The organism is Pseudomonas sp. NFXW11 (assembly GCF_049887815.1).
GTDB lineage: Bacteria > Pseudomonadota > Gammaproteobacteria > Pseudomonadales > Pseudomonadaceae > Aquipseudomonas.
Map to the genome: position 1 here is coordinate 593439 of NZ_JAGEKI010000001.1, position 14633 is coordinate 608071.

The 14633-nt window shown below is 63.6% G+C and carries 13 protein-coding genes; 9 read left to right on the plus strand and 4 right to left on the minus strand.

Annotated features, from left to right (window positions below):
* Nucleotides 1-42: 42 nt before the first annotated feature.
* Complete coding sequence (dnaQ, locus tag J4P02_RS02575; RefSeq protein ID WP_426187455.1) at nucleotides 43-783, minus strand: DNA polymerase III subunit epsilon; 741 nt, start codon at nucleotides 781-783, stop codon at nucleotides 43-45.
* A 181-nt stretch (nucleotides 784-964) separates the two neighbouring features.
* On the opposite strand from dnaQ, the gene J4P02_RS02580 reads away from it, so the two are divergent.
* Nucleotides 965-1288 carry a DUF2388 domain-containing protein gene (locus J4P02_RS02580; protein ID WP_426187457.1) on the plus strand — a complete coding sequence of 108 codons (324 nt, stop codon included), beginning with the start codon at nucleotides 965-967 and terminating at the stop codon, nucleotides 1286-1288.
* Nucleotides 1289-1293: 5 nt separating this feature from the next.
* Here J4P02_RS02580 and rnhA read toward each other — a convergent pair whose 3' ends face one another.
* Nucleotides 1294-1743: a ribonuclease HI gene (gene rnhA, locus J4P02_RS02585; RefSeq protein ID WP_058434862.1), complete on the minus strand. Its 450-nt coding sequence runs from the start codon at nucleotides 1741-1743 to the stop codon at nucleotides 1294-1296.
* Between the two features lie 107 nt (nucleotides 1744-1850).
* The gene (locus tag J4P02_RS02590; RefSeq protein WP_426187460.1) at nucleotides 1851-2609 is read right to left on the minus strand and encodes a methyltransferase domain-containing protein; all 759 of its coding nucleotides are present in this window, start codon (nucleotides 2607-2609) and stop codon (nucleotides 1851-1853) included.
* A 65-nt stretch (nucleotides 2610-2674) separates the two neighbouring features.
* Here J4P02_RS02590 and gloB point away from each other — a divergent pair, with 65 nt between their 5' ends.
* The 8 genes from gloB to J4P02_RS02630 all read left to right on the plus strand — a co-directional run bounded on the left by gloB (nucleotide 2675) and on the right by J4P02_RS02630 (nucleotide 13619).
* A complete protein-coding gene (gene gloB / locus J4P02_RS02595) occupies nucleotides 2675-3442 on the plus strand; it encodes a hydroxyacylglutathione hydrolase (protein ID WP_426187462.1) in 768 nt (255 codons plus the stop codon).
* A gap of 99 nt (nucleotides 3443-3541) precedes the next feature.
* Nucleotides 3542-4972: a transglycosylase SLT domain-containing protein gene (locus tag J4P02_RS02600; protein ID WP_426187464.1), complete on the plus strand. Its 1431-nt coding sequence runs from the start codon at nucleotides 3542-3544 to the stop codon at nucleotides 4970-4972.
* A 229-nt stretch (nucleotides 4973-5201) separates the two neighbouring features.
* Nucleotides 5202-7031 carry an extracellular solute-binding protein gene (locus J4P02_RS02605; RefSeq protein ID WP_426187466.1) on the plus strand — a complete coding sequence of 610 codons (1830 nt, stop codon included), beginning with the start codon at nucleotides 5202-5204 and terminating at the stop codon, nucleotides 7029-7031.
* Nucleotides 7028-8878, plus strand: a complete 1851-nt coding sequence (locus tag J4P02_RS02610; protein WP_426187468.1) for an extracellular solute-binding protein — start codon at nucleotides 7028-7030, stop codon at nucleotides 8876-8878. The genes J4P02_RS02605 and J4P02_RS02610 overlap by 4 nt, the downstream gene beginning before the upstream one ends.
* A 3-nt stretch (nucleotides 8879-8881) precedes the next feature.
* Complete coding sequence (locus J4P02_RS02615; RefSeq protein WP_426187470.1) at nucleotides 8882-9955, plus strand: microcin C ABC transporter permease YejB; 1074 nt, start codon at nucleotides 8882-8884, stop codon at nucleotides 9953-9955.
* Nucleotide 9956: 1 nt separating this feature from the next.
* Nucleotides 9957-10976: an ABC transporter permease gene (locus tag J4P02_RS02620; protein WP_426187472.1), complete on the plus strand. Its 1020-nt coding sequence runs from the start codon at nucleotides 9957-9959 to the stop codon at nucleotides 10974-10976.
* Between the two features lies 1 nt (nucleotide 10977).
* Nucleotides 10978-12588 carry an ABC transporter ATP-binding protein gene (locus tag J4P02_RS02625; protein WP_426187474.1) on the plus strand — a complete coding sequence of 537 codons (1611 nt, stop codon included), beginning with the start codon at nucleotides 10978-10980 and terminating at the stop codon, nucleotides 12586-12588.
* A 155-nt stretch (nucleotides 12589-12743) separates the two neighbouring features.
* Nucleotides 12744-13619 carry a hypothetical protein gene (locus tag J4P02_RS02630; protein WP_426187476.1) on the plus strand — a complete coding sequence of 292 codons (876 nt, stop codon included), beginning with the start codon at nucleotides 12744-12746 and terminating at the stop codon, nucleotides 13617-13619.
* A gap of 39 nt (nucleotides 13620-13658) precedes the next feature.
* On the opposite strand, the gene J4P02_RS02635 is transcribed toward J4P02_RS02630, so the two are convergent.
* Complete coding sequence (locus tag J4P02_RS02635) at nucleotides 13659-14627, minus strand: sensor domain-containing diguanylate cyclase (protein ID WP_426187478.1); 969 nt, start codon at nucleotides 14625-14627, stop codon at nucleotides 13659-13661.
* Between the last annotated feature and the right edge of the window lie 6 nt (nucleotides 14628-14633).

Below are 14633 nucleotides of genomic sequence, written 5' to 3' on the forward strand. Positions count from 1 at the left end.
AAAGTCGCCTGGAAACAATTGCCGCCGCGCAGGCGACAAGGGTTACTGGCCTTCGCTGAGCTGGGTCCACAAGGCCGGGCCGCCGGCGGACTTGGCGATGATCTCCAGGCGCGCCTGGTGCTCGGCCAGTTCTTCGGCGCTGGCACGCAGCACCCGCCCCCGCGGACGATCGGCCGCCAGGCGGCGGATCGCCGAGGCTCGGCCGATGCCATTGCCATCGCCGTCGCTGCCATTGCCCGCCAGGGACAGGCTGGTCTGGCCACCGGTCATGGTCAGGTAGACGTCGGCAAGAATCTCCGAGTCGAGCAAGGCGCCGTGCAGTTCGCGGCCGGAGTTGTCGACGCCATAGCGCTTGCACAGGGCATCGAGGCTGTTGCGCTGGCCCGGGTGCCGCTCACGGGCCATCAGCAGGGTGTCGAGGATGCTGCAGTGCCGGGTGATGTCCGCGCGCTCATGCTGGCCCAGCAAGGCGAATTCGTTGTTGATGAAGCCAACGTCGAACGCCGCGTTGTGGATGATCAGCTGCGCGCCCTCGATGAACTCGAAGAACTCATCGGCCACTTCGGCAAAGCGCGGCTTGCCCACCAGGAATTCGTTGGTGATGCCGTGGACGCCGATGGCGCCCTCGTCGCTTTCGCGATCCGGTTGCAGATAGACGTGGAAATGGCGGCCGGTAAGGCGCCGGCCGAACAACTCGACGCAACCGATTTCAATGATCCGGTGGCCGTCGGTCACCGGCATGCCGGTGGTTTCGGTATCGAGTACAACAGATCTGTTGGCCATCAGTGGTGCGTTCTCAATCTGGCAAAGGGCGGGATTTTAGCACGCCCGGCCCAAGGTCGGCGCGCCTGCGCGGGGTGATCCGCCAGGCGCACTTTTTAACAGTTATTCGCAAAGCTCATGCAGCTTGCCAGTTGAGCCGCTGCTAGGGTGCCGCCGATCTTCGCCATGGAAACTTGCAGTCATGACCTTGCGCCCTCCCCGCCTGCCCGGCCTGTTGCTGCTTTGCCTGCTCAGCACGTCGAGCCAGGCCACCAGCCTGGTAATCAGCACCGACTTGAGCATGAGTGGAGTGCTGAGCAGCAGCGAAGGCACGTCGAACATCAGCAGTTCCTTCAGCGACGACAAGATAGTGCTCGCGGCCCGCAGCGATGCCGCAGCCTTCGTCGCCAGCGACGGCCAACTGCGCGGGGTGCGACTGGAGTCGGCGCTGGAACGGATTCGCCGGCTCTGGCCCGAATCGCAACACAGCGACGCGCAACTGGCCGCGGCGATCCTCACCCTTTAGCGAACTCAGCCCTTGTAGCCGCGCACCTCATCCACGCCACGGTTGGCCAACTGGTCGGCCCGCTCGTTACCGTGGTGGCCGGTGTGGCCACGCACCCATTTCCAGGTGACGTTGTGGCGGTTGACCTGCTCATCCAGCTGCTGCCACAGGTCGGCGTTCTTCACCGGTTCCTTGGCGGCGGTCTTCCAGCCGCGCTTCTTCCAGTTGGCCATCCACTCGTTGATGCCCTTCATCACGTACTGCGAGTCGGTCACCAGTTGCACGTCGCATTGACGCTTGAGTTCTTCCAGGCCGCGAATCGCCGCCATCAGCTCCATGCGGTTGTTGGTGGTATTGGCTTCACCGCCCCAGAGTTCCTTCTCGACCCCCTTGCACACCAGCAATGCGCCCCAGCCACCGGGGCCAGGGTTGCCCTTGCAGGCACCGTCGGTAAAGATTTCTACGCTATCGCTCATCCACGCCTTCCATCAGAAAATTGCCAGTGGCCTGCCGAACGCCATCGGCAGTGCCGCTGGCCGGGCAAAACCGGCCACTGTGTATAAAAAGAAGATTCAAACCGAGATCAAGGCTGGCTGTTGCGCCGATTGACCTTGGCCATGGGCAGCGGCACCAGCTTGCCCATCGGCTCGCGCCGCACCTGGCGCACCGGTCGCAGGCCGACGGCAATCTTGCGCGCCACCAGCAGATAGAAGCCGCCCCCCGACAGTTGCCACTGCCCGGCCTTGCGCTCCCAGCCGGCCAGCCGCGCCTGCCATGCCGGCGAAGCAAGCGGCGGACGATAGCACCCGAAGCGGCGTTTCTCCAGCGCGAAACCCAGCAGGTTGAGCCAGTCACCGACCCGCGACGGGGCAATGCAGCGCGCCTGGCGCAAGGCGTCATGGGCGAACACATGACGCAGGCCCCAGGTGCTCCAGGGGTTGATGCCGACAATCAGCAAGTGCCCGCCCGGACGCACGCTGCTGGCCGCTTCGCGCAGCAGGCCGTGGGGCGACAGGCAGAAATCCAGGCCATGTTGCAGCACCACCACATCGGCGGCGTGCTCGCTCAGGGGCCAGGCCTGTTCCTCGCAGACGATCTCCACCCCCGGCAGCGGCGCCCCCAGGCGCACATTGCGCTGCACCTGGGGCGCCGCCGGCGGGGTCTGCGCCGACGGCCCGTAGTGCACCAGGTAGCCGCCGAAGAAACGCCCCAGTTCCTCTTCGAGCATGCGCCGTTCTTCATCCAGCAGGAATTGCCCCAGGGGGCCGGACAACCAATCCCGCGCCGCGCTGATCAGGGCCAGCCAGTCGGGATCTGCCTGAGCGAAGGCTTTATCGGTCATTGCATTCTCCAACACGCCAAGAAGCTCTAAGATGCGCCATTGTTTTCCGCTTGGCGAATCCGAAGATGATACAGATCAGTGCCCTGCCCGCCTTCACCGACAACTACATCTGGTTGTTACAGGATCACCGCAGCCAACGTTGCGCGGTGGTCGACCCGGGGGACGCGGCGCCCGTGCTGGCCTGGCTCGAGCAGCACCCGGGCTGGGCGCTGAGCGACATCCTGATCACCCACCATCACCATGATCACGTCGGCGGCGTCGAGCGCCTGAAGCAGCACAGTGGCGCCACCGTGTACGGCCCGGCACGGGAAAAGATCCCCGGGCGCGACGTGGCCCTGGACGACAACGACCGGGCCAGCATCCTCGGCTGGGAGTTCGAGATACTGGCCGTGCCCGGCCACACCCTGGGGCATATCGCCTACTACCATCACGGCCTGCTGTTCTGTGGCGACACCCTGTTCGCCGCCGGTTGCGGGCGCCTGTTCGAAGGCACCCCGGAACAGATGCACCAGTCCCTGAGCCGCCTGGCCGCATTGCCCGACGACACCCTGATCTACTGCACCCACGAATACACCCTCGGCAACCTGCGCTTCGCCCAGGCGGTGGAACCGGCCAACCCGGACATCGCCCAGCGCCTGGACAAGGTCAGCCAACTGCGCGAACAAGGCCGCATGAGCCTGCCTTCGACCCTGGCCCTGGAGAAACTCACCAACCCATTCCTGCGTACCGGTGAAACATTCGTTAAACAAAAAGCGGACGAACGGAACGGCCAGGATAACCCGTCGCAGAGTGCGGTTTTTGCGGTGCTCAGGGCGTGGAAAGATAAATTCTAAGCAGGCTATCCATTGCTACGAAAATTCTGAATGGTTGACCGCACCCCGGGTGCTTTCTAGAATCGCCCGACATTTTTGCCCGGAACTTACTTCCAGCCAATGTCGTCATCTATTCGTTATTCCATCAGTTCAGACGCATTGACGCGCTTGGCCCAGGCCATCGCGGTAGCTGTGTCAGCGACTCTTGCGGGCTGCCAAAGCACCGGCCATGCCCCGCAGAGCGACGCGACGCACACCCAGAATTTCAACGCCCGCATCAAGCAAAAACCCATCTGGCTGAGCAAGCAGCCCAGCCCGCAAGTGCCCCAGGACGTCTGGGAACGCATGCGCCAGGGGTTCCAGTTGCAAGAAGGCTTGGGCGTCAACCCGCGTATCGAACAGCAGCGCCTGTGGTTCGCCAGCAACCCGTCCTTCCTGGAGAACGCCGGCGAGCGCGGCAGCCTGTATATCCACTACATCGTCGAGCGCCTGGAAGAACGCAACATGCCGCTGGAGCTGGCCCTGCTGCCAGTGATCGAGAGCGCCTACAACCCCCTGGCCTATTCCCGCGCCGATGCCGTGGGCCTGTGGCAATTCGTCCCGGCCACCGGGCGCTACTTCAACCTGCGCCAGACCCGTTTCTACGATGGCCGCCGCGACATCACTGCCTCCACCACCGCGGCCATGGACTACCTGAGCCGCCTGCACGACATGTTCAACGGCGACTGGCTGCTGGCCCTGGCCGCCTACAACGCCGGCGAAGGCACGGTGAGCCGGGCCATCGAGCGCAACGAGAAGCTCGGCCTGCCCACCGACTACTGGAACCTGCCGCTGCCGGCGGAAACCCAGGCCTACGTGCCCAAGCTGCTGGCCCTGTCGCAAGTGGTACTGACCCCGGAAGCCTACGGCGTCAACCTCAACCCGATTGCCAACGAACCCTATTTCCAGGTGGTGGAAATCAACCAGCGCATGGACCTGTCCAAGGTCGCGGCGGTGGCCAATATCGACGAGGACGAGCTGTTCCAGCTCAACCCGGCGTTCAAGCAGCGCACCACCCTCGACGGCCCGCAACACCTGTTGGTACCCACCTCCAAGGCGCAGTTGCTGACCACCAGCCTGTCCACCATGAAACCCGAGGAGCTGATCAGCAAGCGCTCGCTGAAGTCGGCGTTCGCCGATGATGAAGGCCGCGACTCGCTGCGTCCCAAGCGCCTCTACAAGGTCAAGAACGGCGAAAGCCTGGCGCAGATCGCCAAGGCCAACAAGGTCGAGGTCCGCGACCTGCAACGCTGGAACAAGCTCAGCAGCAAGAAGCTCAAGGTCGGCCAGACCCTGGTGCTGCAAGATGCCCGCAAGACCACGGGCAAGAAGACCCTGGTGGCCGGCACCGAGAAGAAGAAGGCGACCCAGTACAAGGTCAAGCAAGGCGACTCGCTGTACATGGTGGCCAAGCGCTTCAATGTCGAGATGCAGCACCTCAAGCGCTGGAACCCGCGGGCGGCCCAGGCCCTCAAGCCCGGCCAGACCCTGACCGTCTACCTGCCGCACTAACGCCTCCCGCCGTAGGAGCCGGCTTGCCGGCGAAGAGGCCCGCAGCCTTGCGGTGCCCAGTGCCCGCTTTCGCTGGCAAGCCAGCTCCTACGCAAGACATTGCAGAGTCTTCACCGGACGCCTTGGGAGAAATGCCCACAGCGCGCGCCAGCCCGCTTTTTCCTGCCGATACAAGCTGTTACTGTACTGAGCACACAGCCCAAGCCGCCTGGATCGGATCTCTGCCTTGATGCGTCCCCTCCTTCTGCTCCTTATCAGTCTGGCCTTGAGCTTTCCCGCAAGCGCAACGATCACTGAAAGTCATGGTTACGCGCAGTTCGGCACACTCAAGTACCCGGCAAAGTTCACCCACTTCGACTGGGTCAACCCCGCAGCGCCCAAGGGCGGCACCTTGCGGCTCATGGCCTTTGGCACCTTCGACTCGCTCAACCCCTACACCTTCAAGGGCACCAGCCCCGTTGCCACGCCGAACTTCCTGCAGTACGGGGTCAACGAACTCAACGAACCCCTGATGGTGGGCACCGGCCAATATGCGCCCTCGGGCGACGAGCCCACCTCCAGCTACGGGCTGATCGCCCGCAGCGTGGAATACAGCGAGGACCGCAGTTGGGTGGTATTCAACCTGCGCCCCGAGGCGCGCTTCCACGATGGCCAGCCGATCACCGCCCGCGACGTGGCCTTTTCCTATCGATTGCTGCTCAAGGAAGGCCACCCGCAGTACCGCACCAGCCTGCAGGAGGTCGAGCGGGTGGATGTGCTCGGCCCACAGCGCATCCGCTTTGTCTTCAAGCGCGCCGGCAACCCGCTGCTGATCCTGCGCCTGGGTGAAATGCCGGTGCTGCCCCAGCACTACTGGAAGGACCGCGACTTCAAGGCCACCACCTTCACCCCGCCCCTGGGCAGCGGCCCCTACCGCATCACCCAGGTGCAACCCGGGCGCCAGCTGGTGTTCGAGCGGGTCAAGGACTACTGGGGCAAGGATTTGCCGGTGAATCGTGGCTTCAGCAACTTCGACCGGGTCGAAGTGGAGTTCTACCGCGACAGCGACGTGGCCTTCGAAGCCTTCAAGGCCGGCGAATTCGACATCTATATCGAGCACCAGGCGAAGAACTGGACCAACGGCTACGACTTCCCGGCGGTCAGGCGCGGCGAGGTGATCAAGGCGCAGATCGCCCACCGGATTCCCACCCAGACCCAGGGCCTGTTCATGAACACCCGGCGCACCACCTTCGCCGATGTACGGGTGCGCCAGGCCCTGGGCCTGATGTTCGATTTCGAGTGGACCAACCGCGCCCTGTTCAGCGGCGCCTACCAACGGGCCCTGAGCTACTACCCCAACAGCGAGTTCGCCGCCAGCGGCGTGCCCCAGGGCGGTGAATGGCTGCTGCTTTCGCCCTACCGCGAGCAACTGCCCGCCGCGCTCTTTACCCAGGCCTTCAGCCTGCCGCGCACCGAAGGCCGCGGCATCCCCCGCGACACTTTGCGCCAGGCCCTGGGCCTGTTGGCCGAGGCCGGCTGGAAGCTCAATGGCCAACGCCTGCTGAACAGCGCCGGGCAGCCGCTGCGCTTCGAGCTGATGCTGGTCAACCCCAACCTGGAACGGATTCTCCAGCCTTATGTGGAGAACCTGGCCAGCATCGGCATCGAGGCGCGCTTGCGTACCGTTGACCGGGCGCAATACAAGCAGCGCCTGGACCAGTTCGACTACGACATGATCCTCATGACCCTCAACCAGACCCTGAGCCCGGGCCTGGAACAGTGGCAGTACTTCCATTCCAGCCAGGTGGCGGTCAAGGGCAGCAAGAACTATGCAGGCATCAATAACCCGGTGGTCGATCACCTGCTGGAACAGTTGCTGGCGGCCAGCACCCGCGACGAGCAACTGACCGCCGGCCGTGCCCTGGACCGGGTACTGCTGTGGCAGCACTACATGATTCCCAACTGGTACCTGAACTATCACCGCCTGGCCTACCGTAACCGCTTCGCCTTCGTTACCACGCCGCCCTATACCCTGGGCCTTGGCGCCTGGTGGCTGAAATCCTCGGAGAACACCCAATGATGCCTCTGCGTTCGCTGTTCCTGCGCACCAGCGGCCTGTTGTTCGGCGTCATCGCCTGCTGTGCCCAGGCAGCGCCGCAACATGCCGTGACCCTGTACAACGAAGCGCCCAAGTACCCGGAGAACTTCCAGCACTTCGACTTCGTCAACCCCGACGCGCCCAAGGGCGGTACCTTGCGCATTGCCGGTTACGGCGGCTTCGACAGCCTCAACCCGTTTATCAGCAAGGGGGTGCCGGAAGCCAACATCGGCCTGATCTACGACACCCTGATGACCCAGAGCCTGGACGAGCCCTTTACCGAGTACGGCCTGGTGGCGAGCAAGATCGAGAGGGCACCGGACAACAGCTGGGTGCGCTTCTACCTGCGCCCCGAGGCACGCTTCAACGACGGCCAGCCGATCCATGCCGAAGACGTGGTGTTCAGCTTCCAGAGCCTGATGAGCGCCGGCTCGCCGCTGTACCGCGGCTACTATGCCGACGTCGACCAGGTGATTGCCGAAGACCCGCAACGGGTGCTGTTCAAGTTCAAGCACAACACCAATCGCGAGCTGGCGCTGATTCTCGGCCAACTGACGGTGCTGCCCAAGCACTGGTGGGAAGGCCGCGACTTTGCCAAGAGCAACCTGGAAGTGCCCCTGGGCAGCGGCCCCTACCGGGTGACCGAGGTCAAGGCCGGGCGTTCGATCCGCTACGAGCGGGTCAAGGACTACTGGGCCAAGGACCTGCCGGTGAACCGCGGTTTCTACAATTTCGACCTGATCACCAGCGACTACTACCGCGACAACACCGTGGCCCTGGAAGCCCTCAAGGCCGGGCAGTTCGACTACTGGCTGGAAATGACCGCGAAAAACTGGGCCAACGCCTATAACGTCCCCGCGGTGGCCCAGGGCCGGCTGATCAAGGAGGAGATTGCCAATGGCAACCCCACCGGCATGCAGGGCTTTGTCTTCAACACCCGCCGACCGCTGTTCCAGGACGTGCGAGTACGCCACGCCCTGAGCCTGCTGCTGGACTTCGAGTGGAGCAACAAGCAGCTGTTCAACGGCGCCTACACCCGCACCCGCAGCTACTTCGAGAATTCGGAAATGGCCGCCACCGGGCTGCCGGGCCCCGAGGAGCTGGCAATCCTCGAACCGCTGCGGGGCCAGATCCCCGAGCAGGTGTTCGACCAGGCGTTCTCGCCCGCGGTATGCGACGGCAGCGGCATGATCCGCGCCCAGCAGCGCCAGGCCTACCAGCTGCTGCAGGAAGCCGGGTGGAAGATCGTCGACGACAAGATGGTCGACGCCCAGGGCCAGCCCGTGGTGATCGAGTTTCTCCTCGCCCAGACCGACTTCGAGCGGGTGCTGCTGCCCTTCAAGCGCAACCTCGCCGACCTCGGCATCGACCTGGTGATCCGCCGTGTCGACGTTTCCCAGTACATCACCCGGGTGCGTTCGCGAGACTTCGACATGATCGTCGGCAGCTTTCCCCAGTCCAATTCCCCGGGTAACGAGCAACGCGAGTTCTGGATGACCTCCAGCGCCGACAAGCCCGGCAGCCGCAACTACATCGGCCTCAAGGACCCGGCCATCGACAGCCTGGTGGAAAGCCTGATCAACGCCGACTCCCGGGCCAGCCTGGTGGCCCATGCCAAGGCCCTGGACCGGGTGCTGCAATGGGGCTACTACGTGATCCCCAACTGGCACATTAAAACCTGGCGCGTGGCCTACTGGAACCATATCGGCCACCCCAAGGTCGCGCCCAAGTACGACATCGGCCTCTACACCTGGTGGGTCAAGCCCGATGCCCAGCCCGCCGCGCCAGCGGCCCCCAACCAGGCGGCTGCGGCCGAAGCGGTGCACTAGAAAATGCTGGCCTATATCGTTCGCCGCCTGCTGCTGATCATCCCCACCCTGCTGGGCATCCTGCTGATCAACTTCGTGATCATCCAGGCTGCCCCCGGTGGCCCGGTGGAGCAGATGATCGCCAAGCTCGAGGGTTTCGACGGCGCCACCAGCCGCATTGCCGGTGGCGGCGCCGAAGTCTCGGTGGCCGGTTCCAGCTACCGTGGCGCCCAGGGCCTGGACCCGGCGCTGATCAAGGAAATCGAGCACATGTACGGCTTCGACAAGTCGGCGCCGGAACGCCTTTGGATCATGATCAAGAACTACGCCACCCTGGATTTCGGCAACAGCTTCTTCCGTGACGCCAAGGTGGTGGACCTGATCAAGGAAAAGCTCCCGGTGTCGATTTCCCTGGGGCTGTGGAGCACCCTGATCATGTACCTGGTGTCGATCCCCCTGGGCATCGCCAAGGCCACCCGCCACGGCAGCCACTTCGATGTCTGGACCAGCTCGGCGATCATCATCGGCTACGCCATTCCGGCCTTCCTGTTCGCCATCCTGCTGATCGTGGTGTTCGCCGGCGGCAGCTACCTCAACTGGTTCCCGCTGCGCGGCCTGACCTCCAACGACTTCGACCAGCTGAGCTGGGGACGCAAGATCCTCGACTACTTCTGGCACCTGGCGCTGCCCGTCACCGCCCTGGTGATCGGCCACTTCGCCACCATGACCCTGCTGACCAAGAACAGCTTCCTCGACGAGATCAACAAGCAGTACGTGATCACCGCCAAGGCCAAGGGCCTGACCCAGCGCCGAGTGCTTTACGGCCATGTGTTCCGCAACGCCATGCTGCTGGTGATCGCCGGTTTTCCCGCGGCCTTTATCGGCATCTTCTTCACCGGTTCCTTGCTGGTGGAGGTGATCTTCTCCCTCGACGGCCTGGGCCTGATGAGCTTCGAGGCGGCGATCAACCGCGACTACCCGGTGGTGTTCGGCACCCTGTTCATCTTCACCCTGCTGGGGCTGGTGGTGAAACTGATCGGCGACTTGACCTACACCCTGGTCGACCCACGCATCGACTTCGACAGCCGGGAGCATTGAGATGAACCTATCCCCCCTCAATCGCCGGCGCTTCGAGCGCTTCAAGGCCAACAAGCGCGGCTGGTGGTCGCTGTGGCTGTTCCTGGTGCTGTTCGTGCTCAGCCTGGGCGCCGAGCTGATCGCCAACGACAAGCCGCTGGTGGTGCACTACGACGGCGGCTGGTACTTCCCCGCGCTCAAGCGCTACCCGGAAACCACCTTCGGCGGCGAATTTCCCCTGGAAGCCAACTACAAGAGCCCCTATATCCGCGAGCTGCTGGCGCACAAGGATGCCTGGGTGGTCTGGGCACCGATCCCCTTCAGCTACCAGAGCATCAACTACGACCTGCGGGTGCCGGCCCCGGCACCGCCCTCCGCGGACAACCTGCTGGGCACCGATGACCAGGGTCGCGACGTGCTGGCCCGGGTGATCTACGGCTTTCGCATCTCAGTGCTGTTCGCCCTGACCCTGACCATCCTCAGCTCGATCATCGGGGTGATCGCCGGCGCCCTGCAGGGCTTCTACGGCGGCTGGGTGGACCTGGCCGGGCAGCGCTTCCTGGAAATGTGGTCGGGGCTGCCAGTGCTCTACCTGCTGATCATCCTGGCCAGCTTCGTGCAACCGAACTTCTGGTGGCTGCTGGGCATCATGCTGCTGTTCTCCTGGATGAGCCTGGTGGACGTGGTGCGCGCCGAGTTCCTGCGCGGGCGCAACCTGGAGTACGTGCGTGCAGCCCGGGCCCTGGGCATGCAAAACGGGGCGATCATGTTCCGCCATATCCTGCCCAACGCCATGGTTTCCACCATGACCTTCATGCCCTTTATCCTCACCGGCGCCATCGGCACCCTCACCGCCCTGGACTTCCTCGGCTTCGGCCTGCCGCCGGGGGCGCCATCGCTGGGCGAGCTGGTGGCCCAGGGCAAGTCCAACCTGCAAGCTCCCTGGCTGGGCATCAGCGCCTTTGCCGTATTGGCCCTGATGCTCAGCCTGCTGGTGTTTATCGGCGAGTCCGCCCGCGATGCCTTCGACCCGAGGAAATGACATGACCCAGGACACCCTGATCGAAGTCCGCGACCTGGCCGTGGAGTTCGTCGCCGGCGAGCGCCAGCAGCGCGTGGTGGAAGGCATCAGCTTCGATATCAAGCGCGGCGAGACCCTGGCCCTGGTGGGCGAATCCGGCTCGGGCAAATCGGTGACCGCGCATTCGATCCTGCGGCTGTTGCCCTACCCCCTGGCACGGCATCCGTCCGGGGTCATCCAGTACGCCGGGCAAGACCTGCTGAGCCTCAAGGAAAAGACCATCCGGCATATTCGCGGCAACCGCATCGCGATGATCTTCCAGGAACCCATGACCTCGTTGAACCCGCTGCACAGCATCGAGAAGCAGATCAACGAGGTGCTGGGCATCCACAAGGGCCTGACCGGCAAGGTGGCCACCCGGCGCACCCTGGAGCTGCTGGAGCTGGTGGGCATCCCCGAGCCGCACAAGCGCCTCAAGGCCCTGCCCCACGAGCTTTCCGGCGGCCAACGGCAACGGGTGATGATCGCCATGGCCCTGGCCAACGAGCCGGAACTGCTGATCGCCGACGAACCCACCACCGCCCTCGACGTGACCGTGCAGTTGAAGATCCTCGAACTGCTCAAGGAGTTGCAGGCACGCCTGGGCATGGCCCTGCTGCTGATCAGCCACGACTTGAACCTGGTGCGGCGAATCGCCCACCGGGTGTGCGTGATGCAGCAAGGCCGCATCGTCGAGCAGGCGCCTTGCGAACAGCTGTTTCGCGCGCCGCAGCACCCCTATACCCGGGAACTGCTGGCCGCCGAGCCCAGCGGCCTGCCGTCGACCAATGAAATCGGCCCGCCGCTGCTGGAAGTGGACAACCTCAAGGTCTGGTTTCCGATCAAGAAAGGCCTGCTGCGGCGCACCGTGGATCACGTCAAGGCAGTGGACGGCGTGCACTTCAGCCTGCCCCAGGGCCAGACCCTGGGCATCGTCGGCGAGAGTGGCTCGGGCAAGTCGACCCTGGGCCTGGCGATCCTGCGCTTGATCGCCAGCCAGGGCGGGATTCGTTTCGAAGGGCAGCAGCTCGACCGCCTGTCCCAGCCCCAGGTACGGCCCCTGCGGCGGGAAATGCAGGTGGTGTTCCAGGACCCCTTCGGCAGCCTCAGCCCGCGCATGAGCGTGAGCCAGATCGTCGGCGAGGGCCTGCGCATTCACCACATAGGCACGGAACAGGAGCAGGAACAGGCGATTATCGAGGCGCTCAAGGAGGTGGGCCTGGACCCGGACACCCGGCACCGCTACCCCCACGAGTTCTCCGGCGGCCAGCGCCAGCGCATCGCCATTGCCCGGGCCCTGGTGCTCAAGCCGCGGCTGATCCTGCTGGACGAGCCGACCTCGGCCCTGGACCGTACCGTGCAGCGCCAAGTGGTTGAGCTGCTGCGCCGCCTGCAAAGCAAATACAACCTGACCTACCTGTTCATCAGCCACGACCTGGCGGTGGTCAAGGCCCTGAGCCACCAGCTGATGGTGATCAAGCACGGCCAGGTGGTGGAGCAAGGCGACGCCCAGGCGATCTTCGCGGCGCCCCAGCACCCCTACACCCGGCAACTGCTGGAGGCCGCCTTCCTGGCACCGGCAGGCGCCGAATAATCTGGAACAGGCGTAGCGACCTATGGGGTTTCTCGCCCTTGCTGTTCTACGCAGCCCGCGCCCTTGCAGCGCTGAAACCTGTCTCTCACTGATGAGCGATCAAACAATCATATGGACAATGACATCAGCCAGATCACCCCATGGAAAAGTGCAACATGAAGCTGTGCTATCTGTTGCTACTGATCTTTCTGGCCGGCTGCGACAACACTCAAGACAAAGCCCCGGATAACCCTCAGGGCACCGCCGCACGCCTTTACCTCCCATTGGGCAGCGCGGTTGACGAGTTCCTGGAAAAGAGCCCGGTGCACTTTACCGCCGACTGCCTGGATGCCATCGGTATGTGTTGGTATGAAGCGGATCAGCAACAAGCGCTCCTTGACCTGAGCCTCTCTCAACCTGAGGGCACGCTTGAGCTGGACCAGGTAGCCGGACTGAGCATTGCCGTTGATGGCAACATCTCGAGCACTATCCAGGAGCTGAACATCGACCTGCGTGGCCTGCCGGACAACAGCACTCACCAGGAAAACAAGGACCTTATCTATCGCCTGATCAAGAAGCTGAAGAGCGCGGGCTGGAAAAAATACTACTTCCCTTCCGACCCGCGAATTTCCGGCGCTGAATTGAACAAATTCGACTGGGAAAAAAGTCTTCCGGGCTCCCACCCGTTAAGCCATCCGCAGTTCGATGCCGACCTTGAGATGAGCCTTGAAGAGTGGCTCGGCCTCTCTACGTTCTATGACTGGTATCTCTACCACGGCAACTACCTTGCACACGTACGGGCCCTGCGCCAGGACTCCAGGAACGCACCGCTGGAAACCGGCACCTACCTGATCAGCCTGCAGGTCGTCTCGCTGGACAAATTCTGGGCAAGCAATTTTTCAGAAGCACAAAGAGCACAATGGAAAACACTGTTTCCCGCTCATCTAAAACAACTGCTGCAACGTCGTTCACACACTGAAACTCAAGCCAAGGCGGCCGGGGCAAACATTGAAGAAGCCTACACGCCACCGGCCATGGAACGTAGCCCATAGCGCTCGGCGAACGCCTTTCAGGTCGCCCCACGGCCCCACTCAGCGGGCCCGTTTGCCGGCCTGCTTGTGCTGGTACATGGCCTGGTCGGCATCCGCCAGCAACTGCTCGATACCGGGGTGGCGCTGGGGGTCGTATTGGATCTGGCCAACGCTGAAGCGGATGTCATAACCGCGCTTCAAGGTGGCGTTGCGTTCATCGAGAATCTCCCGCAGGCGCTCCATGATCGACGAGGTTTTCAGATGATCGGCGGCGGTCAGCAGAGCCACGAACTCGTCCCCGCCCAGGCGGCCGATGACATCGCTCTCGCGAAAGGCGATGCGCAGTACATCGGCAAAGGTCTTCAAGGCGCCGTCGCCCTCGGCGTGGCCATAGGTGTCGTTGATCTCTTTGAAATCGTTGAGGTCGAAGAACAGCAGGGTCGCCGGTTTCTCCAGGCGCTTGCACACCGCCAGGGCATGCCGCGACAGGGCCTCGAAACCACGGCGATTGGACAGCAGGGTCAGCTCGTCCATGCTCGCCATCTGCACCGCCGCCAGCTCCTGCTCGGCCATGCGCGCCAGGTCCCGCAGTAGCGCCCGTTCCTCGTCATCCAGGTCCCGCGGCTTGACGTCGATCAGGCACAAGGTGCCGAGCTTGCTGCCATTGGGCACGGTCAGCGGGCAGCCGGCATAGAAGCGGATGCCCGGGTCGCCGAGCACCAGCGGGTTGTCATGGAAGCGCTCGTCCTGCTCGGCATTGGGCACGGTGAGAATCTGGTCGCCGAGGATCGCGTGGCCGCAGAAAGAAACATCCCTGGGGGTTTCACTGGCATCCAGGCCGACACAGGACTTGAACCACTGCCGGTCGCTATCCACCAGGCTGACCAGGGCGATGGGCACGTTGAACAGGCGCTTGGCCAGCCGGGTCAGGCGGTCGAAACGCTCTTCCGGCGGGGTATCGAGAATATTCAGCTCCCGCAGGGTCTGGACTCTCAAGGCCTCATTGTTGGGTTTGCTGGGAAACAACATCGCTGG

Excerpts from the sequence above, each read along its gene's own strand:
- dnaQ (WP_426187455.1), bottom strand. The coding sequence starts at position 783 with ATGGCCAACAGATCTGTTGTACTCGATACCGAAACCACCGGCATGCCG.
- J4P02_RS02580 (WP_426187457.1), top strand. The coding sequence starts at position 965 with ATGACCTTGCGCCCTCCCCGCCTGCCCGGCCTGTTGCTGCTTTGCCTG.
- rnhA (WP_058434862.1), bottom strand. The coding sequence starts at position 1,743 with ATGAGCGATAGCGTAGAAATCTTTACCGACGGTGCCTGCAAGGGCAAC.
- J4P02_RS02590 (WP_426187460.1), bottom strand. The coding sequence starts at position 2,609 with ATGACCGATAAAGCCTTCGCTCAGGCAGATCCCGACTGGCTGGCCCTG.
- gloB (WP_426187462.1), top strand. The coding sequence starts at position 2,675 with ATGATACAGATCAGTGCCCTGCCCGCCTTCACCGACAACTACATCTGG.
- J4P02_RS02600 (WP_426187464.1), top strand. The coding sequence starts at position 3,542 with ATGTCGTCATCTATTCGTTATTCCATCAGTTCAGACGCATTGACGCGC.
- J4P02_RS02605 (WP_426187466.1), top strand. The coding sequence starts at position 5,202 with ATGCGTCCCCTCCTTCTGCTCCTTATCAGTCTGGCCTTGAGCTTTCCC.
- J4P02_RS02610 (WP_426187468.1), top strand. The coding sequence starts at position 7,028 with ATGATGCCTCTGCGTTCGCTGTTCCTGCGCACCAGCGGCCTGTTGTTC.
- J4P02_RS02615 (WP_426187470.1), top strand. The coding sequence starts at position 8,882 with ATGCTGGCCTATATCGTTCGCCGCCTGCTGCTGATCATCCCCACCCTG.
- J4P02_RS02620 (WP_426187472.1), top strand. The coding sequence starts at position 9,957 with ATGAACCTATCCCCCCTCAATCGCCGGCGCTTCGAGCGCTTCAAGGCC.
- J4P02_RS02625 (WP_426187474.1), top strand. The coding sequence starts at position 10,978 with ATGACCCAGGACACCCTGATCGAAGTCCGCGACCTGGCCGTGGAGTTC.
- J4P02_RS02630 (WP_426187476.1), top strand. The coding sequence starts at position 12,744 with ATGAAGCTGTGCTATCTGTTGCTACTGATCTTTCTGGCCGGCTGCGAC.
- J4P02_RS02635 (WP_426187478.1), bottom strand. The coding sequence starts at position 14,627 with ATGTTGTTTCCCAGCAAACCCAACAATGAGGCCTTGAGAGTCCAGACC.